Raw genomic sequence first — 22,299 nt, 5'->3', positions numbered from 1 at the left:
AAAGGATCAAACGATGCCCAAAGCGCTTCTCGGCATTATCGGCGGCTCCGGGGTCTATGACCTGCCCGGCCTCGAGGACGTGCGCGAGGAGACGGTCAGGACGCCGTGGGGCGAGCCCTCGGACGCCCTGCGCTTCGGGCGCATCGGGGCGACCGAGGCGGTGTTCGTGCCCCGTCACGGACGCGGCCATCGCCTGTCGCCCTCGGGCATCAATTACCGCGCCAATATCGACGCCCTGAAGCGGGTCGGGGTCACCGACGTCATTTCGGTTTCGGCCTGCGGCTCGTTCCGGGAAGAGCTGCCGCCCGGCCTGTTCGTCGCTGTGGACCAGTTCGTGGACCGCACCTTCGGTCGGCAATCCTCCTTCTTCGGCAATGGCTGCGTCGCCCATGTCTCCATGGCCCATCCGGTCGCGCCTTTGCTCCAGCACCGCATCATCGCCGCCGCCCATGCGGAGAAGATCGATATCGTGAAGGGCGGAACCTATGTCTGCATGGAGGGGCCGCAATTCTCCTCGCGCGCGGAATCGCTCGGCTACAGGGCGGCGGGCTATCACGTGATCGGCATGACCGGCCTGCCCGAGGCCAAGCTCGCCCGCGAGGCGGAAATGTCCTACGCCACGCTCGCGATGGTCACCGATTACGACTGCTGGCGCGAGGACGAGGCCGTTGTAGAGGTCCACAATATTCTCGAGGTCGTGCGCTCCAACGCCGACAAGGCGTCGCGCCTGCTCGCCCGGCTGATGCAGGATTTTCCCGCCGAACATCAGCCCTGCCCGATCGGCTCCGACCGCGCGCTGGACCATGCGCTGGTCACCGCCCGCGACGCCTGGGATCCGGAACTGGTGAAAAAGCTCGACGCCATTCTCGGGCGGGTTCTGGCGAAAGCGTAAACAGGCCGGGGAGCCTGGGGAAGGTCATGGATTTCGATATTTTGCCCTTTTCCGGCTCGGCCAGACGAAAATTATCCCGGCGCGCCTTTCTGGCCGGTTCGGCGGCGCTCGCGACCGTGGCGCGCGCTCTTGCCGCCGCGCGTCCGCTGGCGCCCGATCCTCACATCGAGGACCTGCTGCGCCGCATGACCCTGGAGGAAAAAGCCGCCCAGCTTTCGATCTTCCGCAGCCCGATATCTTCGGCCGCGATCAATCCGCAAGGCCGGCGCGAGCCGACGCGGGAGGACGCCATGGAAGATGTGCGTCGCGGCCTGGCGGCGGGCTATTTCAACGGCTTCGACATCGCCTTCAATCGCGAGCTGCAAAGGATCGCGGTCGAGGAATCGCGCCTGCGCATCCCCTTGATTTTCGCCGCCGACGTGATCCACGGCCTCAAGACCACTTATCCCATCCCGCTCGGCGAGGCCGCGAGTTTCGATCCCGAGCTTTGCCGGCGCACGGCCCGCGCGGCGGCCGAGGAGGCCAGCGCCTTCGGCCTGCATTGGACCTTTGCGCCGGCGATCGACGTCGCCCGCGACGAGCGCTGGGGCCGGGTGCTGGAGGGCGCGGGCGAAGATTCCTGGCTCGGCGCGCGGATCGCCGCCGCCCGGGTCCGCGGCTTTCAGGGCGACGATCTGCGCGCCGACGATTCCCTGCTCGCCTGTCCCAAACATTTCGCCGGCTATGGCGGCGTCGAGGGCGGGATGGAATATAATACCGTCGATATCCCGGAAACCGAGTTGCGCCAGGTCCATCTCCCGCCCTTCAAGGCGGCCTTCGACGCCGGCGCGCTTTCGACCATGACCGCCTTCAACGACATCGCCGGCGTCCCCTGCACCGCCAACCGCCGCCTGCTGACCGAAATCCTGCGCGGGGAATGGCGCTTTCGCGGGCTGGTCGTGTCCGATTTCCAATCGGTGCGGGAACTGATCGACCACGGCTACGCCGCCGACGAGGCGGACGCCGTGGTCAAGGCGCTCGACGCCGGATGCGACGTCGCGCTGGGCGACGACATCTATCGCCGCCACATCCCTGCCCTGGTGCGCAAGCGCCGCCTCGCCGAGGCGAAAGTGAACGAATCGGCGCGCCGCGTGCTGCGGGTGAAAAAAGCGCTCGGCCTGTTCGAAAACCCTTATCGCTCGCTCGATCCCGACCGCCGGAAATATGTCGTCCGCCGCCCCGACATGGTCGCGCTCGCCCGCGAAGCAGCGCGCAAGTCAATCGTTCTGCTGAAAAACAAGAACGACCTGCTGCCCCTGCCCAGGACGGGCAAGTCGCTCGCCTTCATCGGCCCCTATGTGCCGGACACGGCCCAGGCTCTCGGCGCCTGGGCGCTTGACGGCGAGCCGGAGCGCGCCGTCTCGCTGGAGCAAGGCGTGCGCGCGGCGCTTGGTCCCGGCGCGCCTTGCAGTTTCACCCGTGGATGCGCGCCCGAAGACGCCATTCCCGGCGGCGTCGAGGCCGCGGTGAGGGCGGTGCAGGACGCCGACGTCGCCGTCCTTTACCTCGGCGAGCCGGAGCGCATGTCGGGCGAGTCGGCCTCGACCACCTCCATCGTCATTCCCCCCTGCCAGCAGGATCTCGCCGAGGCGGTCGCGGCGACCGGCAAGCCGCTCGTGGTCATCCTCAAACATGGCAGGGCCTTGGCGCTGTCGGGCGCCGTGCGCGCGGCGGACGCGATCCTGTGCTCGTGGTTCCTGGGCTCGGAATCCGGCAACGCCCTCGCCGACCTGCTGTTCGGCGATTTCTCGCCGCAGGGCCGCCTGCCGGTCAGCTTTCCCCAGGCGTCCGGGCAGGAGCCGTTCTATTACGATCACCGCTCGACCGGCCGGCCCCAGTCCGACGCCATTGCGGCCTTCAAGGCGCGCTACACCGAGGTCTCCAACGAGCCTCTCTTCGCGTTTGGCCACGGCCTGACCTATTCGACCGTCGAATATGGCGAAACCCTTGTCAGCGCGCCGCGCCCGACCCGCAACCGGGTCGTGAAGATTTCGGCGCAACTGCTCAATAAAGGCCGCCGCGCCGCCCATGAAACCGCGCAGCTCTATGTTCACGAGCGCGTCGCCGCCATCACCCAGCCGGTCCGCCAGCTCAAAGGCGTCCAGCATGTCGAACTCGCGCCCGGCGAGGCGAAAATGGTCGAATTCACCCTGCGGTTGCCCGACCTCGCCCATGTCCACGGCAATCTCGCCGACCGGGCCGACCATGGCGCCTATGACGTGTGGATCGCTCCTTCTGCTATAAGCGGAAGGAAAGCCACGTTTTTTCTGGCCTGAAGCAGCCCCTCCCTTCTTCTCCAAAGGCTATCGCTCAAATGTCCTCGAATGTCGCGAACGACGGCGGATCGGCCGCCAATGAGGTCACGGCGGCGGACGCGCCGGAGCTGCGCCTCTTCGTGATGGCTTTGTTCTTCATTTTCGGCGGCGTCACCAGCCTCAACGATGTGATCATCCCCAAGCTCAAGGAACTGTTTTCGCTCGACCACATGCAGGCCATGCTGGTGCAGTCGGCCTTTTTCGCCGCCTATTTCACCATTTCCCTGCCCGCCGCGGCGCTGGTGCGGCGTCTCGGTTTTATGCGCGGCGCCGTCGTCGGACTGCTGACGATGATGCTCGGCTGCCTGCTGTTCGTTCCGGTGGCGGCCAGCCCCGCCTTCAGCCTGTTCCTGGCCGCTCTATTCGTGCTGGCGAGCGGCATCACAATCGTCCAGGTCGTGGCCAATCCGCTGATCTCGCTGCTCGGCCCGCCGGAAACGGCGCATAGCCGGCTGACTTTCGCGCAAGGATTCAATTCTCTGGGCACGACGGTCTTTCCCTATTTCGGCGCCATTTTGATCCTCGGAAGCCTTGCCGGCGTGACCGCCGCGCAGCTTTCCGGCCCCGCGTTCGACGCCTATCGCGCCGCCGAATCGCGGGCTGTGGCCCATGCCTATGTGGGGCTCGCGGCGGCGCTCACACTGATCGCCGGCGCGGTCTGGCTTCACCGCAATCGCCTCAAAGGCGAAAGCCACGGCGACGGCCCGGTGTTTTCCGGCTTCGGCCTGCTCAAACAGGCCCGTTTCGCCTTCGGGACGGCCGCGATCTTCCTATATGTCGGGGCGGAAGTGGCGATCGGCTCGCTGATCGTGCTCTATCTCGAACAAAAGCATGTGCTCGCGCTCGACGATCAGGCCGCCGGCAAGCTGATCCCGCTCTACTGGGGCGGCGCGCTGATCGGGCGTTTCATCGGCTCGGGGGCGCTGCGGCTCATCAGCCCGGGCAGGCTGCTGGCCTTCAATGCGCTGGGGGCCGTGGCGCTGATCCTGCTCTCCGCCAATGAGACCGGGGCGCTCGCGGGCTACAGCCTGCTCGCCATCGGCCTGATGAATTCGATCATGTTCCCCACCATCTTCAGCCTGGCGAGCGAGGGATTGGGCGCGCGGGCGGCGGAGGGCTCGGGGATCATCTGCGTGGCGATCGTCGGCGGCGCGGTGATCCCGCCGCTGACCGGCCGCCTCGCCGATGTTACCGGCAGCCTGTCGGTCGCGCTGGCGCTGCCGGCTTTGTGCTATGCTGTCATCGCCTTTTTCGGCCTCTATGCCCGCCGCCCCGTCGCACTCGCGGCGTGACGATCAGTTTGGACCTCGATTATCGTCGGCCAACCGGCCGATGAAGTGGACGGACAGGGGATAGCCGGGGGCGCTCGCCGCCATCGACTTCGAAAAGCGCAGCGGCGTGCAGTCCTTCACTGCGGCGAGAATCGAATCGCGCACCTGTCCGGCGGTCACGCCCGCGCCCGCCTTGACATAAGTGACGCGCGGCGCGCCGCCGATGATCGTTCCGCGGCTGTTGAAAGAGAAGCGGATGGTCGCCTCGACCGTCTCCCCTTTCCGCGGCAGAGGCGGCGACCAGCAGGCGGCCAGACGTTCCGCCGCCTGTCTCGGACGGTCGATCAGCGGCGACGGTTTCCTGCCGCCGTCCTCGCCATTTTCGTGCAATGTCTTTCTGATCGTGATCGTCATGCCCTGGGAGAAGGCAGGCAAAGGCGCCGCGCGCTGCGGAGCGGCGGGCGTTCCCGGCGAGGATTGCGGCACAGCCGGAGGCGGGAGAATTTCGGGACCATTGCGCGGGGCGCCGTAAGGCTCGGGGAAGCCGAACGGGAATGGCTGGTACGGCGGCGGCGGCGGGCGGAAGCGGTGGTGAAAATGCCTGTGACGCCAATAGGCCCAAGGCGGAACATGAGGCCCGACAGGACGCCAGACCGCCGGCGGCTCCGCCATAAGCGGCATGGTTGACGCCATCACGGCAAATGCTGCCGCCCAAAAACGAGGGATCATCGCTTCGACCTTATGGGCAGGAACGACGGCGCGTCAATTCGCGCGCAAAGTCGGCCTCCCCACGCTTCATTCTGTCGCCTGTCGGCAACAGGCGGGCAAATTATCTTGAAGGGAAGCCTGCGGCGGCAAAACGAATCGACGCCCTCGGCGGCGAGATGTTATCGCTTCGCTGAAGCAATTCGGAGGGCCAAGTGACGGGCCGGCGGATCGGAGCAGCATTTCCTGTCTTCCTGATCGCCCTGCTGATGCAAATTTTTGCGCCGGCGGGGGCAAGCCTGTCCATGGCCCGGGCGCTGCAGGCCGATCCGCTCGGCCGCGCCGTGATCTGCGGCGAGACCGGCAATCCAGGCGACGCGGGCAAAGCGCCGCACGCGCCCTTTGCGCCTGACGGTTGCTGCCCGCTCTGTCATTTCGTGCATCTGGGCGCCGCGCCGCCGCCCCCGCCGGCCGCGCAAATCGCGCGGCCGGCGCCGCTCGCGCGCCCCGCGACCTGGAAAGAGGGCGCTGAACGTCTCGCCAGCGGCGAACATTATTACCATGCCCCGGCCCGCGCGCCGCCTTTCGCCATCTGAGATTCCGCTTCATCGCGCCGCGCCCCGCGCGTCGGCGCCTGGCCGTCATCCAGATTCCGAAAGCTTTCATCCATGTCCAGATTCGCCTCCTGCCTCGTGGCGGGCGTCTGCCTGCTGCCTGTCGCCGCGCGTGCCCAGCAAGCCGCGGCGCTCCCCCCCATCGACGTCTCCGCCGACCGCTTTTCCCGGCCGGCCGACGACGCCTCCATCGTCACGCGCCGCAATCTCGACGCCTCCATCGTCACGCGCCAGGACATCGCGCCGATGTCGCCGCGCACCAGCGATTCCGCGCGCCTGCTGGACAACACACCGGGCGTCAGCCTTTACGGCGCCGGCGCGGTGTCGAGCCTGCCCGTGATCCACGGCCTCGAGGACGAGCGCAACAATGTGGTCCTCGGCGGCGTGCCAGTCACCGCCGGCTGCGCCAATCACATGAACCCGCCCCTGTCCTATATCGATCCGGCGGCGATCGGCGAGGTCGAGGTCCTGACCGTCAATGTGCCGGTCAGCAAGGGCGGGGATTCGATCGGCGGCTCCATCCTGGTCACGCCGCGGCCGCCGGTTTTCGCCACGCCCGCCGGCGCCAAGGGTTCCGCGCCGGTCTTCGCGCCGTTCGGGCGGGGAGTCGTCGCCTCGGGCTCGGTTTCGACCAATTTCCGCTCCAATGGCGGCGGGATCGGCGTATCGGGCCATATCAACATGGCGACCGAACATTTCAGCCTCCAATATGACGGCGCCTGGAGCAAATCCGGCGATTATCACGCCGGAGGCGGCGACCGCCTGGTGCGCTCGACCCTGTATGAGGCGACAAATCACGCCGCGACCCTGGCCTATGCCAACGACGGCCAGACGCTCGCGTTTCGCTACGCCTATCAATGGATTCCCTATCAGGGCTTCCCCAACCAGTGGATGGACATGATGGGGAACAACGCCAACACCTATGACCTGTCCTACAAGGGAGCCTTCGGCTGGGGCGCGTTCGAGGCCAACGCTTTTTACCATTTGACCCAGCATTACATGAACTTCCTGGCCGACAAGAACGGCGGCGTCGACGCCACGCCGGCCAATGGCATGCCGATGTATGTCAACGACCAGGATTACGGCTACAATCTCAAGGCGACGATCAATCTTGGCGCGACCGACCTGCTGCGCGTCGGCAATGAATTGCATATGCAGACGCTCAACGAATGGTGGCCGCCGGTCGGCATGAAAGGCAAATTCATGCCCGGCATGATGTGCTGCTCGACCTTCGTCAATATCAACGACGGCCAGCGCAATGTGCTCGGAACCTATGTCGAATGGGAGAAGCGCTGGGGCCAGGGCTGGTCGTCGCTGGTCGGCCTGCGCAACGACATGGTGTGGATGAATGCCGGCGACGTTCAGGGCTACAGCATGATGTACGCCGCGCAAGCGGCCGCGTTCAACGCGCGGGACCACGCCAGAACCTTCGCCGATTTCGACGCCACGGCGGTGCTGCGCTACAATCCCGACGACACCAGCCAATATGAATTCGGCTATACGCGCAAGACCCGCGCGCCGAGCATTTACGAGCTTTACACCTGGTCGACCAACGGCATGGCGGCGCGCATGATCGGCTGGTTCGGCGACGGCAACGGCTATTACGGCAATCTGAACCTCAACCCGGAAGTCGCGAACACCATCGCTTTGACCGGCCAGTGGAGCGACCCGACCCGGAAGATCTGGCAGGTCAAGCTCGGTCCCTATTACACTTATGTTCAGGATTATATCGACGTCGATTACCGGGGCCAGATCGCGGTCGCCAACGCCGTGGGCGCGAAGAGCATGGTCAACCTGCTGCAATTCGCCAACCACGACGCCGAACTTTACGGCTTCGATCTCGCCGGGCGCGCGCTGATCGCGCAAACCGCCGATTACGGCGATTTCTCGATCAGTGGCGTCATCGGCTATGTGCGCGGCTGGCGGGTGGACAATGGCGCGAGCCTCTATCACATAATGCCCGTGAACGGCAAAGTGACGCTTGAGAACACGATCGCTCTGTGGGGCGGGCGCCTGACCACCGCGCTGGAGCTTCAGGCGGCGGCGGCCAAGACGGAGGTCGAAATCGTGCGGCTGGAGCCGACCACGCCCGCCTATGGCGTCGTCAACCTGCGCGCGTCGTGGGAATATCGCAACCTGCGTTTCGACCTCGGCGTCGAGAACATCGCCAATGTGCTCTATTACAATCCGCTCGGCGGCATTGATATCGCCGACTGGCGGGCGGGCGCGGATTCCAATCTGCATTCGCCGGTCGCCGCCCAGGGCCGAAATATCTATGGCGCAGTGACGGCCAGGTTCTGATCGCCGAAAACCCCGCCCCTTCGCGGGCGGGGTCTTTCCATCCGGCGAAGCCGGAGGCGTCAGCGGACGCGGCTGATCATTTCCATCGGCGCGATCAGGCCCTGCTCCAGGCCGGCGATCGTGTTGGCGATTTTCTGCGGCGTGGTCGCCCCCATAAGGATATGGAGGCCAAGCGAGGGCTGGCCTCCGCCCGCGGCCGCGGGCGCCTGCATCCGCCGGAAGACGTCGAGCGCGAAATCGGCTCGGCTCCGCTCCTTTTCGACGGCGAATCCGGCCTCCTCCAACAGGCCGCGGTAGGTTGCGGCGCTTTCGATATGGCTCATTCCGGCGTGCGACGCCCAGGGAACGGGAAAAGCGGTTTCGCCTGCGCCCGGCTCGCGCATCACATCATAGATCGCGAAGATTCCGCCGGGCGCGATCACGCGGCGCGCCTCGGAGAAAAGCTTCTGCTTGTCATCGATGTTCATCCCGACATGGAGCATATAGCCGCCGTCAAAGGCCTGCGGCGCGAAGGGGAGAGCGAGCGCGCTGCCGATCCGGTAGCTCACCCGGGGCGCCAGTCCGACGCGCTCCGCGAGTGCGCGCGCGACATTGACATATTCCTCGGTCAGATCGACGCCCGTCACCCGGCATCCGAGTTCCGCCGCGAAATAACGCGAGGCGCCGCCGAGGCCGCAGCCGATATCCAGCAGACGCGATCCCCGCGCGAAACCCGCTTGCGCCGCAAGATCGACCGTCGCCTGGCGGCCGCCGATATGGAATTCATCCACGGGCGCCAGATCATCGACGGAAAGCGCCGACAGGTTCTTGCCGGAGGCGGATAAAGCGGCAAAGATCGCGTGTTCCAGCGAGCCATGGGCGTAGTGACGAGAAATGGCGTTATTCGGTTCCATCGCCGCCTCCCAAAGCCTGGGCTCACCCATTGACCGGGGGCAAATATACGGCTTCACCGCGATTGGCGCCATCGCCAGCGTCGCCCGCCGTTATGGAAAAAATTCCGACGCGAAGCCGGCGAGGGGCGGATCGGACCGGAAGCCCCATTTGCGTTGAACCAGAGTCGAAAAAGGCCCCGGCTGCGGGGCCTTCTTCTTCGCTGGCGGGGCTCAGCGCTCGCAAAACTCGCCGGTCGTGCGCGAGAGATAATCGCCGGGGGCGGCGAAGCCGGTCAGGATCTGCGCGCCATTGGCGCGAACGCAGTCAGGAACCAACACACTTTGCTCCGCTCCGGCGCGCATCTCGCGCTCATAGTCCACGGACCTTAGGGCCTGCGGAGCCGCCACTGCGGCGCCCGCGCCCAAGGCGAAAATCAGGCCCGATGTAAGAGCGGAGGTCAAGATCATTTTCATGATGCGTCTCCTTTTTCGCCGGGGATAATGGGACGATCCGGGCGCCGCGCAGGGCGGCGCCCCGCAACACCCGTTCGGGATCCGCGCACTGACCGCCCGATCAACCATCGTTTCGATCGACGGCGCCGCGCGAAGGCGGCGGTCGAGTGGCGCGACGCCCGGCCGAACTCCGGCGACGCCCCCGGCAGTCGCCGGATCAGGGATTACGACAAACGGACGCGCGCCGCGCCCCGAGGAAATTCCCAGAGCGCCTGCATTCATGGCCGTCGTCCGCTGTGGCGGACCCAGGCCGTTGGGCGCCATTTCATTTGGGTGTTGAGCCAGCGCCAATCCCGCGCTGCTTGGAAGGACGAGCGGCGGACTACCGACACGAATGCGTTTCTTGCACGCATGCGTTTCTTGGCAGAGCGCATCGATGCTTCCTCCACTTGGGAAGAATCCTCCACTTGGGAAGAAGCGCGGAAGCTTCCGCTCGAAATTTGGCTCCATTGCGATGGAAAGCTGAAACTTTCATGATAAATCAGGAAACGAGCCTGAGCGTCACCGTTGCGTCGCACGTTCGCGAAATTTCCGCCGAAGACCTTGCGCCGACCGCCGTCCGATCCTTTGAACGCCCCGCCGCCCTTGCCTTTCCGGCCTTCCGTCTCTATAAGCCCGGCTTCGCGCCCGTTTCCGACACCCCTGGAGGCGTGGGCGCGAACATCTCAAAAAGGATTGAACCTATGGCCGAGATCAAGAAACTCGCCGCCACGGTTCGCAGTGGGACCGGCAAGGGGGCCGCCCGCAGCGTTCGCCGTGAGGGCAGAATTCCAGCCGTCATCTATGGCGGCGGCGAAGCGGCGACGCCGATTTCGCTTTCCTACCGCGACCTTCACAAGCTGGTCTATGCGGGTCACTTCCTGACCACGATCTTCGAAATCGATATCGACGGCAAGAGCGAGCGCGCCATTCCGCGCGACTATCAGCTCGATGTCGTGCGCGACACGCCGATGCATGTCGATTTCCTGCGCCTGAAGGCGGGCCAGAAGATCAAGGTCGCCGTGCCGGTCCATTTCAGCAACCACGAGGCGGCGCCCGGCATCAAGCGCGGCGGTTCGCTGAACATCGTGCGCCATACGGTGGAAATGATGGTTCCGGGCGACAATATTCCGGAAGCCATCATGGTCGATCTCACCGGCCTGGACTTCAACGATTCGGTGCACATCCAGGCGCTGAGCCTGCCGGCCAATTGCGCGCCGGTGGACAAGTCGAACTTCACCATCGCCACGATCGCGCCGCCGGCCGGCGGCGCGGCGGCGGCGGAGGCGGAAGCCGCTGCGGCCGCCGCGGCGGCGGCCGCTCCGGCCAAGGGCGGCAAGAAGTAAGCCGCCCCTCGCAAATGTCTCACCGCCCGCCTTTCAAGCGGGCGGTTCCTTTTTCGGATGCGCTTTTCCATGCTGCTCCTGGTTGGTTTGGGCAATCCCGGAAAAAGCTATGCCGGCAACCGGCATAATATCGGCTTCATGGCGCTCGACGCCATCGCCCGCGCCCATGGCGCCGCGCCGTTCCGTCGCAAATTCCAGGGCGACGTCAGCGAGGCGCGCATCGGCCCCGAGCGCGCGCTGCTCCTGAAGCCCGAGACCTACATGAACGAGAGCGGCCGCGCCGTGGCCGAAGCCGCGCGCTTCCACAAGATTGCGGTCGAGGACATTGTCGTGCTGCACGACGAACTCGACCTCGCGCCCGGAAAGGTCAGGGTCAAGCGCGGCGGCGGCGACGCCGGCCACAATGGCCTGCGCTCGATCACCGCTCATCTGGGCGGCGCCTATCGCCGGGTGCGGCTCGGCATCGGCCATCCCGGCGACAAGGCTCTGGTCCATGCCTATGTGCTGAGCGATTTCGCCAAGGCCGAAAAGCCCTGGGTCGAGGCCCTTTGCGACGCTGTGGCGCAAAATGTCGAGCCCCTCGCCAAGGGCGACGACAGCCTGTTCCAGACCCGCATCCATGACGCCCTGAAAAAGGCCGGGCTCTGATCGTACGAATTCCGGCGGAATTCGTATTCCGTTGGCGCGAAAATCCCCTCGCGATCCAAAGGATTTTCGTGCCATCGCCTTTCCGCGGATTGCGAAGCAATCTTGCGGAAATGCATCATTTCGCCAAAGCAAAAACGGTCAGCACGCCGCCCGGAGCGACATATTGGTCGAGCGCGCGATAGCCGCCGACCGCGCCGGCGCCGTCATGGGAATTGGTCAGTCCCGCCGCGAGACCGATGCCGGCCCAGCCGCCTATCCCGGACAGGACGGCGAGATATTGCCGGCCCTTGTGCATATAGGTCATGACATCGCCGACAATGCCGGACGGCGTCTTGAACTTGTAGAGCAGCTTGCCGGTGCGCGCGTCCACCGCCTTCAGATAGCCGTCGAGCGTGCCGTAAAACACCACGTCGCCGGCTGTCGCCAGCGCGCCGGACCATACCGAGAACGGCTCGGGGTCCGACCACACGATTTTTCCCTTCGCCGCGTCCCAGGCGATGAAATTGCCGGTATCGCGCTCCCCCGGCGGCGGATAGAGCGTCAGGGTCGCGCCGACAAAAGGCAGGCCCGGCGTGTAATGCACATGGAAGGGCTCGTAATCCATGCAGATATGATTGGTCGGCACATAGAACAGGCCGGTCTTCGGCGAGAAGGCGGAAGGCTGCTCGTCCTTGGTCCCCAGCGAGCCGGGGCAGATTCCCCTGGTGACGACGTCCTCGCCCTGCGCCTCGGTCGAATATTTCTTCACCCTGATCGGCCGGCCGTAATTCGGGCTGGCCTTGTTCATGTCGATCCCGCTCGCCCAATTGACGGTCGGATCGTATTTTTCCGCGAGCAGCAATTCGCCGGTGGCGCGGTCGAGCGTATAGGCGAAGCCGTTGCGGTCGAAATGGACGAGAAGCTTGCGGGTGACGCCGTCGAATTTCTGATCGACGAGCTGCATTTCATTGACGCCGTCATAATCCCATTCGTCATGGGGGGTCATCTGATAGACCCATTTGGCCATGCCGGTGTCGGGATCGCGGGCGAAAATGGTCGTCGCCCATTTATTGTCTCCCGGCCGCTGCTCCGGGTTCCAGGTCGAGGGATTGCCGGTTCCGTAATAGATCACGTTGAGGTCAGGGTCATAGGAGGTCCAGCCCCAGGCGCAGCCGCCGCCCGTCTTCCATTGATCGCCCTTCCAGGTCTTGAGGCTGGAATCCTTGCCGATCGGCTTGCCGAGTTCCGTGGTCTTCTGCGGATCGACCAGCAGGGAATCGTCCGGCCCTTCCGAATAGGCCCGCCAGGCGAGCTTGCCGGTCTTGATCTCATAGGCCGAAAGATGGCAGCGCACCCCGAATTCGCCGCCGGAAACGCCGATGATGACCTTGTCCTTGACCGGCAGCACGGTCGCCGTGCCGGTTTCGCCATTCTTCGGATCGCCATTGACCGCCTTCCACGCCACTTTGCCGGTGCGCGCGTCGAGGGCGACGAGAGTCGTGTCGGCCTGGTGGAGGAAAATCATGCCGTCGGCAAAGGCGAGCCCGCGATTCACGGTGTCGCAGCACATCACGGCGGCGACGTCCGGGTCCTGTTTGGGCTCGTATTTCCACAAAATTCTGCCGTCGTCGTCGAGGTCGAGGGCATAGACGATGTTGGGAAAGGGCGTGACCAGATACATCACGTCGCCGACGACGAGGGGCGCGCCTTCGTGGCCGCGCAGCACGCCGGTCGAAAAGGTCCACACGGGGCGCAGGCGCGCGACATTGCCGGCGTTGATCTGGTCGAGCGGCGAATAGCGGTTGTTGGCGTAATTCCCCCCCTGAATCGCCCATTCGCCCGGCATGGAGGGCGCGGCGCGCCCCGGCGCCGCGAGCGCGCAAATGGCCATCAGGAAAAAAAGGGCCTGAACGATTCGCATTCGTTTCCTCCGCGGGGCAGAATTTATCCCCCCTCGTCCGGACCCCGGTCAAGCGCGGACGCTCTGGCTTTGGCGCGCGTCCCGGTTTAGTTTCGTCTCAAATTTCAACGCCGCGACGCTCATGGACGCCTTTCCCATCCGTTATGTCGAACCCGTCTATCGCCCGCCGAGCGAGGCCGATTCGCTGATTCTCCCCGTGACCGACGGCTGTTCGTGGAACCGTTGCACATTCTGCGAAATGTACACCGCGCCGCAGAAAAAATTTCGTCCGCGCGACGAGGCCGAAGTGCTCGAAAGCCTCAGGCGCTGCGGCGAAACCTTTGGCGATTCGGTCAAGCGAGTCTTTCTTGCCGACGGCGACGCCATGACCCTTTCGACCCGCCGGCTTATCGCGGCGCTGAACGCGATCCGCGACGCCTTGCCGGGGGTGCGGCGGGTGTCGAGCTATTGCCTGCCGCGCAATGTCGCAAAAAAATCCGTCGCGGAATTGCGGGAGCTGGCCGAACTCGGCCTGTCGCTGGTCTATGTCGGCGCCGAATCCGGCGACGACGAGGTCCTTGCCCGGATCAACAAGGGCGAGACTTTCTCTTCGACCCTCGACGCGCTGGCAAAGCTGCGCGAGGCTGGGATCAAGCGTTCGGTAATGATCCTCAACGGCCTCGGCGGGTCAACGCTCAGCGTGAAACACGCTACCAATTCGGCGCGGCTGATGAATGCGGCGCAGCCGGAATTTCTCTCGACCCTGGTGGTCAGCTTTCCCAAGGGCGAGGTGCGCCTGCGCGCGAATTTTCCCGATTTCGCGCCGCTCGACATTCTGGGCCTGATCGGGGAAATGGAGCGGTTCGTTTCGGCGCTGGAGCTGAAGCGCACGATCTTCCGCAGCGATCACGCCTCCAACTGGCTGGTGCTGAAGGGAACGCTCGGCGCCGACAAGGCGCGCCTGCTCGACCAATTGCGCGCGGCGCTGGCTGCGCCGGAGACGGCGCCCCTGCGCCCCGCCTGGGCGCGCGGGCTTTGAAAGACTTGAATTCCTCTGTTTTCGCAGCTTTTTTGCGAAAAACCGGCATCCACTTTTTCGCACGCCGCCTTACGGCTCGGACGACAGATTGCGCTCGGCCCGCTCCTCCAGCACGAAATCGGGTTTTTCCTGCGCCACCAGAATGTCGAACTGCTGGTCGGTCGGCCTGATCCACAGGGCGTACATGTCGCCGAATCGCGCAGCCAAGAGAGGAACCAGGGCGTCGCCGAAGGAATCGTGAATGAACAGGAGCTTGCCCTTCTTTCCGGGACAATGGGTGCGGGTATGCAACTTGCGGCCGGCCGAATCCCAGTCCTTTTCGGTGACCTCGAATTTGCACGGCAGGCTTGATTCCTTGCGCACAGGCGCGGTTTCGCGGCGGTTGATGAGCGCCATTTCGGCGAGGTCCCCAGTGGGAAGGGATTTCATCTCGAAATCCTTTCCCGTCACGGACGGCGGGGGAAATTGGAATTTCGGCGCCATGCCCGCAAGAATCGGCCCCATCGCCAGCGCGGCGCCGATGTCGTTCCAATGGGTGTCGTCGCGCAGATAGACCAGGCCGTGGGGCTTGGCCGCGAGCAGAACCGGGCGCAGATCGACCACCGGCAGTTTCGCTTCCTTCGCCATTTCCATGGTCTGCGAATATTGCGACGGCCGCGACCTGCGCAGGAAACGGTCGAGCATATATTCGGGATAGATCGTGTGCTTGTCGGGCGCGATCACGAATTCATAGCCGATGCCCTTGGCGGCGAGGCGGTCGCGCCTTCCGGCGATGCGCTCGCGCATGACGGCGAGATCGCTGGCGCTGAGTGGGAGGGCGTTCTGGTAAAGCTCGATCGAATGTTCGCCGGCGAAAAACAGCCAATCCTTCTTCCCAGTTACGACGCGCTCGCTCGGCAGGCGTCCGAGAAAGGCCAGCGACACTTTGGAATCGAGCCGGATCAGCGCGGTGCGGAAGCCGAAATTGTCGCTGAAAAAGGCGTCGAAATTTTTTGGAAATTTTTGCCATTGCGCGAGGCTCGTGGGAAATTCCAGCCGCGCCAGCCGCCGCTTCTCGTTCGCCAGAGGGTCAGGGTTGCCGGCGAAGGTGAGGAGGCCGCCGAGGGAGGTGGCGACGGCGCAGAAGCCCAGCAGAAGCAGGCCATAAAGCTTGGCGGCGCGCGCGCGGTCGATGGTGAGTCGCATGGTCAGAACCGGAAATAGATGAAGGGATTATAGGCGCCGGTCGCCATGCGCGCGCAGGCGAAGACCGCGATGGCGACCAGCAAACCAAGGCGCACGACCAGGATTGTCGTTCCTTCGGAACCAATACGCAAAGTGTCTATCCCTGGATGAATCTCGCCGCGCGACTGTTTGGCGCGGAGGCGCCAGTCCGCCGTGAGCCAAGTGAAGGCGCCAAGCGACGCCGCCGCGCCGAGCGCGAAGGTCACGACGAGCTGGAGATCGATCATCTCGCCGGCCGAAACGACGCCGCTTCCCGAAGCGCCGCGCCCGGCGAGCGCGGCAAGAAAAGTCCAGGCGGCGCCGAGATCGTCCGACCGGAAAAAGACCCAGGCGAAGGTCACGACCGCCGTCGCATAAAACCAGGAAATCGCGGAAGGGAGGCGCGCCAGAACCTTGCCGAACCCCGCCCGCTCGATGACCAGGAAAAGGCCGTGGAGCGCGCCCCAGACCACAAAGGTCCAGTTCGCGCCGTGCCAAAGGCCGCAGACCAGAAAGACGAAAACGAGATTGAACCAGACCCGCCATTCCACGACGCGATTGCCGCCGAGCGGAATGTAGAGATAGTCGCGGAACCAATTCGAGAGCGAAATATGCCAGCGCCGCCAGAATTCCTGGATCGAGCGCGAGCGATAGGGATAATCGAAGTTCTCCAGAAAATTGAAGCCGAACAGCCGGGCGAGGCCGATCGCCATATCAGAATAGCCCGAGAAATCGAGATAAATCTGCAAGGCGTAAGCCGCGACGCCGAGCCAGGCGACGCCCACGCCAAGCTGGTCGTGCGGCAGGGAAAAGACGCGGTCAGCGATTTCCCCGAGCGGATTGGCGAGCAGGATTTTCTTGCCGAATCCGGCCAGCGCCCGTTCCGCGCCCGACACGGCGAGGTCGAACCGCTCCTTGCGCCCTGTGAGCTGGTCGGAGATGTCGTGATAGCGCACGATCGGTCCCGCGATGAGCTGCGGGAAAAAGGCGAGGTAAAGCGCGAAATCGACGGGATTTTTCTGCGCCTTGGCGTCGCGCCGATAGATGTCGATGACATAGGACAAGGCGTGGAAGGTGAAGAAGGAAATGCCGAGCGGCAGATGCGGCGCGTTGAAATTGACCGCCGGCCAGCCGCCCATCGCGGTCAGGCTGTTGAACTGGGCGACGAAAAAGCCGGAATATTTGTAGAAGCCGAGCAGGCCTATATTGGCGATCACCGCCCCGGCCATCAGCAGGCGCGACGCCGTCCGCCCCCGGAACCATTCGAGCAGGAGCCCGAGCAGCCAGTTGACCGCGACCGAGGCGAGCACGACGAAAACGAAAAGCTGCTCGCCCCAGGCATAGAACACGATGCTCGCCAGGAGCAGGATCGCGTTGCGCGCGCGGCGCGGCGCGAGGAAATAGAGAATTCCCGTGAGCGGCAGGAACAGGAAGACAAAGATGGGCGAGCTGAAGACCATTTAAGGCCGCAAACCTTTGCGCGCGGAATTTTCAACGAAAACGCGAAGGCCTCGGCCGCCGGGGGCGGCCGAGGCGAAAGACGCGAGCCGAAAGGCTGGCTTAATGATCCCCGCCGTCGATCTTGCGCGCGATGATGGCGATCGCCTGCTGATAGACGGAGGCGGCGTTCCAGGCCTGGATCGCGGCGAAATTTGGCTCGCCGGGCTGGTAGCCGGCGCCGGGTTGCCAGCCGTGGGCGCGGAGATAATTGGCGGTCGAGTTCAGCGCGCCCGACGAGGTTTCGAGATTGCCGACGCCATATTCCAGCACCGTCTTCGGCATGAACTGGGTCTGGCCGACCTCGCCATGCATGGACGAGCGGGTGCCGGACGAGAACACGCCGCGATCGATCAGGGTCAAGGCGGCATAGAGCTGGTCGGTGAACAAAGCGGGCCGGCGACAGTCATAGGCCAGAGTGGAGACGGCGGAAATCATGTTCTGATTGCCGCGCACCGCGCCAAAGCCGGTCTCCATGCCCCAGATCGCGATCAGGGGGCCGGGCGGAACGCCGTAACGCTGCTCGATCTGGGCGAACAAGGCGGCGTTGGACTGTTTCAGCCTGCGGCCGCGCGCGGCGATGATCGAGCCGCCACGCTTGGCCATGAAGGCGTCGAGCGAAAGATGGAAGCTCCGCATGCCGCGGTCGGCGTTGATCGTCGCCTGATTGTAATGGGCGCCCATCAGCGCCGAAATGCCTGGGGAGCCGACGCCATGCGCACGCGCCTCCTGGGCGAATTGCTGCTTCCAGTTTTCGAAGCCCCCCGACGACGACCCGCATTGGGCGGCGACCGCTTCGCCGGCCCCCAAAGTGAGGGACATCACGGCCATGACCAGTATTGCGAATTTCCCGGCCTTCATCCTGCGGGCTCCTGCTGTTTTCCAAATTTTGAATAGGGCGCGCCGGCGCCGGATTCGCCCGACCTGCCAAGTTCACGCCTGTGAAAGGGCGCGGCATAATCGCAAAATGCGCACCCGGCGCCTAGAGCGGCGCGCAAAAAAGTGGACGCTGCGCTTTCGCGCCGGCGCCGCCCAGGCGAGCGCTTTGCGCCAAGGCGATTTGAATGTCGCTTCGAGCTCCTCTCCCGCCCAGATCTCGACTCGGCGCGGCTGGCGCCCAAAGAGGTCGAATTCTTGACACTAGGATGACCGCGGCATGCGCAGGCCGTGTTATGCTGCGCCAAAATGCGGCAAGGCGTTGCGGGAGGAAAAAAATGGCCAAAAAGGGCAAGAAGCATCGGGAAGTCGAGGCGCCGGACGAGGCGGACGGCAAGCTCAAGAACAAGCTCTATGAAAAGGAGCTGAAAAAGCTTCATGTCGAACTGGTGAAACTCCAGCAATGGGTCGTCGCCAAGGGCTTGAAGGTCTGCATCGTCTTCGAGGGCCGCGACGGCGCCGGCAAGGGCGGCTGCATCAAGGCGATCACCGAGCGCGTCAGCCCGCGCATCTTTCGCGTCGTCGCGCTGCCGGCGCCGACCGAGCGGCAGAAGTCGCAGATGTATGTCCAGCGCTATATCGAACATTTCCCCGCCGGCGGCGAGATCGTGATCTTCGACCGTTCCTGGTACAATCGCGCCGGCGTCGAACGGGTGATGGGCTTTGCCACCGATCAACAGATGGAGCGTTTCCTGCTGATGACGCCGGCGTTCGAAAAGGCAATGCTGGACGCCGGAATCATCCTGCTGAAATATTGGCTTGAAGTCACCATGGAAGAGCAGGAGCGCCGCCTCACGGCGCGCATCGACGACGGCCGCAAGATCTGGAAGCTCTCGCCGATGGACCTCAAGAGCTTCAGCAAATGGTATGATTATTCCCGCGCCCGCGACGCCATGTTCGCGGCAACCGACACGTCCTGGGCGCCTTGGTATGTTCTGCGCTCCGACGACAAGAAGCGGGCGCGGCTCAACGTAATTTCGCACCTGCTCCGACACGTTCCCTACGAGGAGTTGCCGAGCGAAAAGGTGAAACTGCCAAAGCGCGAAGGCCCGAAGGGCTATGTCGAGCCGGATTATCCGTACAAATATGTGACCGAGCACGATTGGGGCGCGGAATAGTCAATCCTCCTGCGCCAGCAGGCCGGCGTCGCCGCCAAGCGACGCCGTGTTCACGCTGAGGGTCGCCTCGCGGTAGAAACGGCGGAGATAATCGGGCCCGCCCGCCTTGGGGCCGGTTCCGCTGAAGCCAAAGCCGCCGAAGGGCTGGCTGCCGACCACCGCGCCGATCATGTTGCGGTTGACATAAATATTCCCCGCCGGCGCCTTGCGCGCCAGCTCCGCGATGCGGCTTTCGATGCGGCTGTGCAGGCCAAGGGTCAGGCCATAGCCGGAGGCGGCGATCTCGTCGATGAGATCGGAAAATCGTTCCGCCCGCCAGGTGGTGACATGGAGCACTGGGCCGAAGATTTCGCGCGTCAAGTCACGCGGGCGGTCGAGGCGGACGATGTGGGGCGCGACGAAAAAGCCGTCTTCGGGCGCAGTTCCGGCGTGAAGAATGCGGCCATCGGCGGCGCGGGCCGCAAGATAGCATTCGAGCGCCGCTTTTGATCCCGCGTCGATCACCGGGCCGACGTGGGTGGCGATGTCGCGCGGGTCGCCGACCCGCAATTCGGCCGCCGCGCCGATCAGCATATCGAGCGCGGGCGCGTAAATATCCTCCTGCAGGCACAGCAGGCGCAAGGCCGAACAGCGCTGGCCGGCGGAGCGGAAGGCCGAAACGAGGACATCGTCCGTCACCTGTTCGAGAAGCGCGGTCGAATCGACGATCATCGCATTGATTCCGCCGGTTTCGGCGATGAAAGGGACGATGGGGCCGCCGCGCGCGGTCAGGGCGCGCTGAATCGCCTGCGCCGTCTCGACCGAGCCGGTGAAGGCGACGCCCGCCGCGCGCGGATCGGCGACAAGGGCCGCGCCGAGGTCGCCGTCGCCGGGGGCGCAGACCAGCGCCCCTTCAGGCAAACCCGCCGCCGCGAACAATTCCGCCGCGACGCGGGCGATACGCGGGCTCTGCTCCGCCGGCTTGGCGATGACGCAATTTCCCGCCGCCAGCGCCGCCGCGATCTGGCCGGAAAAAATCGCGAGGGGAAAATTCCACGGCGAAATGCAGACGAAAACGCCACGCCCGCATCGGAGCAACTTATTGTCTTCTCCGGTGACGCCCGGAAGTGTGGCGCCGGCGCAGATCTTGCGGGCCTCGGCGGCGTAATAGCGGCACAAATCCGCCGCCTCGCGCACTTCGGCGACGCAATCGTCCAAGGTCTTGCCCGCCTCCTCCTGCAAAAGCGCGATCAGCCGGCCGCGATTCGCCTCGAACAGGTCGGCGGCGCGCAGGAGGATAGCAATGCGCCGGCCGACCGCGGTCGCGCTCCAGCCGGGAAAGGCTTTTTGCGTATGGGCGAAAGCGGCCTCAGGCGCAATCCCATGCGGCGCGATGGCGCGCGCCGCGTCCCGATGCGGCGCGATCTCTCCCAGTAAGCCCGCAAGCGCGTCGCTGTGCCCGAATTCGACCCCGGCGGAATTCTTACGCTCCGGCGCGAAAAGGTCCCGCGGCAGGGGAAGGCGGGCGTGGCGGGCGCGACCCGATTCGCGCAAGCTTTCGAGCGGATCGGCGAGCAGGTCTTTCTCGGCGGCGTCCGGTTCCGCCGCGCGGGCGACGAAGGACGTATTGGCGCCGTTCTCGATCAGCCGCCGCACCAGATAGGCGAGAAGGTCGCGGTGCGGCCCAACCGGCGCGTAAACCCGGCAGGCGACGCCCGAATGGGCGCGCAGGGCCTCGTGCAAAGCCTCGCCCATGCCGTGCAGACGCTGGAACTCGTAATCGCGCCGTCTGTTGGCGCGCACCACGATCACCGCGGCGGTCAGCGCATTATGGGTGGCGAATTGCGGGAAAATATGGCTCTCCGCCAGCAGCCGCCCGGCGCAGGCGAGATAGTTCAGGTCGGTCATCGCCTTGCGGGTGAAGACCGGATAATCGGCGAGCCCCCGCTCCTGCGCGCGCTTGATCTCGCTGTCCCAATAGGCGCCTTTGACGAGCCGCGCCGTGGTGCGGCGGCGGCGGGCGCGCGCCAGTTCCGCGACATGGTCGATGATCGCGCCGGCGCGCTTCTGATAGGCCTGAACCGCGAGCCCGAAGCCCTCCCATTCGCCAAGCGCCGGATCGGCGAGGACCCGGCCGAAAATGTCGAGCGACAATTCGAGCCGGTCGGCCTCCTCGGCGTCCACGGTCAGGCCGATGTCCCGCTCCCTGGCGAGAAGCGCAAGCTCCAGCAGGCGCGGCGTCAATTCGGCGCGGACGCGCTCAGCCGAGATCGCCTCATAGCGCGGATGAAGCGCCGAAAGTTTTATGGAAATCCCCGGCCTTTGCGCCGGCCCCGCGCCTTTCGCGGAAGCGCCGATCGATTCAATCGCGTTGGCATAGGCGTCGAAATGATATTGAGCGTCCCGCGCCGTCCGCGCGCCCTCCCCCAGCATGTCGAAGGAATGGAGATCGCGCCGGCTGGCGGGCGATTGCGCGCGGGCGAGCGCCGCCTGAATCGTTTCCCCGAACACGAAATGACCGCCGAGCAGGCGCATGGCCTGGCGGGCGGCGGCGCGCAGGGCCGGGACGCCGAGCCGCCGGGCGAGGCCGGAAACGACCCGACTCGGCGAAAATTCCGCCTCGACCAGCCGCGCCGAAAAACCGAGCGCAAAAGCGCAGGCCTGGATCAGCGGCGCGTCCGAACGGAGCGCGTGACGATCGAAATCGCCCGCCGCGAGCTTATCGGCCAGCAGCAGGTCGGCCGTCGGATTGTCCGGCGCCCGCGCCAGCGCTTCGGCGAGCGCCATGATGGCGAGGCCTTCGCGCGACGAGAGCTTGAATTCGTGCAGGAAATCCTCGACCCCGCCGACGCCCGGCGCACGGGCCCGGATCGCGCGCAACAGTTGCGCGGCGAGAGCGGATTCGGCGGCGCGAAGATCGTCGCGCCGCGGCTCCGCCAGCCAGGCTTGAGCGAAATCCTCATCAGGCGGGGCGTAAGGCGCCGAAAATGCCTTTGTCTCGTCTGTCATGCGCCGGCCCGTCATCCTGCGCGAGCGGTTGGCGCATGCCAGAGCGGAGCGCCAAAAGACACGCGAGCGGTTGGCGCATGCCAGAGCGAGCGCCAGAAAACCCGCGAGCGGTTGGCGCATGCCAGAGCGAGCGCCAAACCTACC

The 22,299-nt window shown here is 65.0% G+C and carries 17 protein-coding genes; 9 read left to right on the top strand and 8 right to left on the bottom strand.

The genetic code is table 11. The annotated features are described in order from the left end of the window. Positions 1–13: 13 nt before the first annotated feature. The 3 genes from K2U94_RS06810 to K2U94_RS06800 are packed head-to-tail and all read left to right on the top strand — an operon-like array spanning position 14 to position 4,538. Positions 14–892, top strand: coding sequence for an S-methyl-5'-thioadenosine phosphorylase (locus tag K2U94_RS06810; RefSeq protein ID WP_243066483.1), 879 nt, complete (start codon positions 14–16; stop codon positions 890–892). Positions 893–918: 26 nt separating this feature from the next. Then, positions 919–3,207, top strand: a complete 2,289-nt coding sequence (locus tag K2U94_RS06805) for a glycoside hydrolase family 3 N-terminal domain-containing protein (protein ID WP_243066482.1) — start codon at positions 919–921, stop codon at positions 3,205–3,207. A 38-nt stretch (positions 3,208–3,245) separates the two neighbouring features. Next, the gene (locus tag K2U94_RS06800; protein WP_243066481.1) at positions 3,246–4,538 is read left to right on the top strand and encodes a sugar MFS transporter; all 1,293 of its coding nucleotides are present in this window, start codon (positions 3,246–3,248) and stop codon (positions 4,536–4,538) included. 3 nt (positions 4,539–4,541) lie between these two features. On the opposite strand, the gene K2U94_RS06795 is transcribed toward K2U94_RS06800, so the two are convergent. Further along, the gene (locus K2U94_RS06795) at positions 4,542–5,198 is read right to left on the bottom strand and encodes a hypothetical protein (protein ID WP_243066480.1); all 657 of its coding nucleotides are present in this window, start codon (positions 5,196–5,198) and stop codon (positions 4,542–4,544) included. A 239-nt stretch (positions 5,199–5,437) separates the two neighbouring features. Between K2U94_RS06795 and K2U94_RS06790 the strand changes: the two genes are divergently transcribed. Together K2U94_RS06790 and K2U94_RS06785 are read left to right on the top strand one after the other, a co-directional pair. Continuing rightward, the gene (locus tag K2U94_RS06790; protein WP_243066479.1) at positions 5,438–5,818 is read left to right on the top strand and encodes a DUF2946 family protein; all 381 of its coding nucleotides are present in this window, start codon (positions 5,438–5,440) and stop codon (positions 5,816–5,818) included. 72 nt (positions 5,819–5,890) lie between these two features. Continuing rightward, complete coding sequence (locus K2U94_RS06785; protein ID WP_243066478.1) at positions 5,891–8,137, top strand: TonB-dependent receptor plug domain-containing protein; 2,247 nt, start codon at positions 5,891–5,893, stop codon at positions 8,135–8,137. Between the two features lie 59 nt (positions 8,138–8,196). Here the strand turns inward: K2U94_RS06785 and K2U94_RS06780 are convergent, their stop codons facing one another. Both K2U94_RS06780 and K2U94_RS06775 read right to left on the bottom strand, forming a co-directional pair. Next, entirely contained in the window at positions 8,197–9,030 is an 834-nt protein-coding gene (locus K2U94_RS06780) for a class I SAM-dependent methyltransferase (protein WP_243066477.1), read from the bottom strand. 210 nt (positions 9,031–9,240) lie between these two features. Continuing rightward, positions 9,241–9,483 carry a hypothetical protein gene (locus tag K2U94_RS06775; RefSeq protein WP_243066476.1) on the bottom strand — a complete coding sequence of 81 codons (243 nt, stop codon included), beginning with the start codon at positions 9,481–9,483 and terminating at the stop codon, positions 9,241–9,243. A 722-nt stretch (positions 9,484–10,205) separates the two neighbouring features. Between K2U94_RS06775 and K2U94_RS06770 the strand changes: the two genes are divergently transcribed. Both K2U94_RS06770 and pth read left to right on the top strand, forming a co-directional pair. Continuing rightward, a complete protein-coding gene (locus K2U94_RS06770) occupies positions 10,206–10,847 on the top strand; it encodes a 50S ribosomal protein L25/general stress protein Ctc (protein ID WP_243066475.1) in 642 nt (213 codons plus the stop codon). A 69-nt stretch (positions 10,848–10,916) separates the two neighbouring features. Further along, complete coding sequence (pth, locus tag K2U94_RS06765) at positions 10,917–11,495, top strand: aminoacyl-tRNA hydrolase (protein WP_243066474.1); 579 nt, start codon at positions 10,917–10,919, stop codon at positions 11,493–11,495. A gap of 115 nt (positions 11,496–11,610) precedes the next feature. On the opposite strand, the gene K2U94_RS06760 is transcribed toward pth, so the two are convergent. Continuing rightward, positions 11,611–13,395: a methanol/ethanol family PQQ-dependent dehydrogenase gene (locus K2U94_RS06760; RefSeq protein WP_425332506.1), complete on the bottom strand. Its 1,785-nt coding sequence runs from the start codon at positions 13,393–13,395 to the stop codon at positions 11,611–11,613. Between the two features lie 121 nt (positions 13,396–13,516). Here K2U94_RS06760 and K2U94_RS06755 point away from each other — a divergent pair, with 121 nt between their 5' ends. Then, positions 13,517–14,413 (top strand): radical SAM protein, encoded by an 897-nt coding sequence (locus K2U94_RS06755; protein ID WP_243066473.1) that lies wholly within the window; start codon positions 13,517–13,519, stop codon positions 14,411–14,413. Positions 14,414–14,482: 69 nt separating this feature from the next. Here K2U94_RS06755 and K2U94_RS06750 read toward each other — a convergent pair whose 3' ends face one another. From K2U94_RS06750 to K2U94_RS06740, 3 genes are all read right to left on the bottom strand, one after another. Then, positions 14,483–15,598, bottom strand: a complete 1,116-nt coding sequence (locus K2U94_RS06750; protein ID WP_243066472.1) for an alginate O-acetyltransferase AlgX-related protein — start codon at positions 15,596–15,598, stop codon at positions 14,483–14,485. 2 nt (positions 15,599–15,600) lie between these two features. Beyond that, positions 15,601–17,076: an MBOAT family O-acyltransferase gene (locus K2U94_RS06745; RefSeq protein ID WP_243066471.1), complete on the bottom strand. Its 1,476-nt coding sequence runs from the start codon at positions 17,074–17,076 to the stop codon at positions 15,601–15,603. Positions 17,077–17,176: 100 nt separating this feature from the next. After that, complete coding sequence (locus K2U94_RS06740) at positions 17,177–17,944, bottom strand: lytic murein transglycosylase (protein WP_243068819.1); 768 nt, start codon at positions 17,942–17,944, stop codon at positions 17,177–17,179. Between the two features lie 383 nt (positions 17,945–18,327). Here K2U94_RS06740 and ppk2 point away from each other — a divergent pair, with 383 nt between their 5' ends. Further along, positions 18,328–19,167, top strand: coding sequence for a polyphosphate kinase 2 (gene ppk2 / locus K2U94_RS06735; RefSeq protein WP_243066470.1), 840 nt, complete (start codon positions 18,328–18,330; stop codon positions 19,165–19,167). Here the strand turns inward: ppk2 and K2U94_RS06730 are convergent, their stop codons facing one another. Next, positions 19,168–22,155, bottom strand: coding sequence for an L-glutamate gamma-semialdehyde dehydrogenase (locus tag K2U94_RS06730; protein WP_243066469.1), 2,988 nt, complete (start codon positions 22,153–22,155; stop codon positions 19,168–19,170). It abuts the gene before it with no gap. Positions 22,156–22,299: the final 144 nt, after the last annotated feature.

Source organism: Candidatus Rhodoblastus alkanivorans (assembly GCF_022760755.1).
Classification (GTDB): Bacteria; Pseudomonadota; Alphaproteobacteria; order Rhizobiales; family Beijerinckiaceae; genus Rhodoblastus; species Rhodoblastus alkanivorans.
The sequence above is the reverse complement of the archived record's forward strand: the minus strand, read 5'-3'. Positions and strand labels throughout refer to the sequence as shown.

Coding starts and splice junctions, on each gene's coding strand:
- K2U94_RS06800 (WP_243066481.1), top strand. CDS start 3,246: ATGTCCTCGAATGTCGCGAACGACGGCGGATCGGCCGCCAATGAGGTC.
- K2U94_RS06760 (WP_425332506.1), bottom strand. CDS start 13,395: ATGCGAATCGTTCAGGCCCTTTTTTTCCTGATGGCCATTTGCGCGCTC.
- K2U94_RS06750 (WP_243066472.1), bottom strand. CDS start 15,598: ATGCGACTCACCATCGACCGCGCGCGCGCCGCCAAGCTTTATGGCCTG.
- K2U94_RS06810 (WP_243066483.1), top strand. CDS start 14: ATGCCCAAAGCGCTTCTCGGCATTATCGGCGGCTCCGGGGTCTATGAC.
- K2U94_RS06730 (WP_243066469.1), bottom strand. CDS start 22,155: ATGACAGACGAGACAAAGGCATTTTCGGCGCCTTACGCCCCGCCTGAT.
- K2U94_RS06795 (WP_243066480.1), bottom strand. CDS start 5,198: ATGCCGCTTATGGCGGAGCCGCCGGCGGTCTGGCGTCCTGTCGGGCCT.
- K2U94_RS06785 (WP_243066478.1), top strand. CDS start 5,891: ATGTCCAGATTCGCCTCCTGCCTCGTGGCGGGCGTCTGCCTGCTGCCT.
- K2U94_RS06755 (WP_243066473.1), top strand. CDS start 13,517: ATGGACGCCTTTCCCATCCGTTATGTCGAACCCGTCTATCGCCCGCCG.
- K2U94_RS06770 (WP_243066475.1), top strand. CDS start 10,206: ATGGCCGAGATCAAGAAACTCGCCGCCACGGTTCGCAGTGGGACCGGC.
- ppk2 (WP_243066470.1), top strand. CDS start 18,328: ATGGCCAAAAAGGGCAAGAAGCATCGGGAAGTCGAGGCGCCGGACGAG.
- pth (WP_243066474.1), top strand. CDS start 10,917: ATGCTGCTCCTGGTTGGTTTGGGCAATCCCGGAAAAAGCTATGCCGGC.
- K2U94_RS06805 (WP_243066482.1), top strand. CDS start 919: ATGGATTTCGATATTTTGCCCTTTTCCGGCTCGGCCAGACGAAAATTA.
- K2U94_RS06745 (WP_243066471.1), bottom strand. CDS start 17,076: ATGGTCTTCAGCTCGCCCATCTTTGTCTTCCTGTTCCTGCCGCTCACG.
- K2U94_RS06780 (WP_243066477.1), bottom strand. CDS start 9,030: ATGGAACCGAATAACGCCATTTCTCGTCACTACGCCCATGGCTCGCTG.
- K2U94_RS06775 (WP_243066476.1), bottom strand. CDS start 9,483: ATGAAAATGATCTTGACCTCCGCTCTTACATCGGGCCTGATTTTCGCC.
- K2U94_RS06740 (WP_243068819.1), bottom strand. CDS start 17,944: ATGGCCGTGATGTCCCTCACTTTGGGGGCCGGCGAAGCGGTCGCCGCC.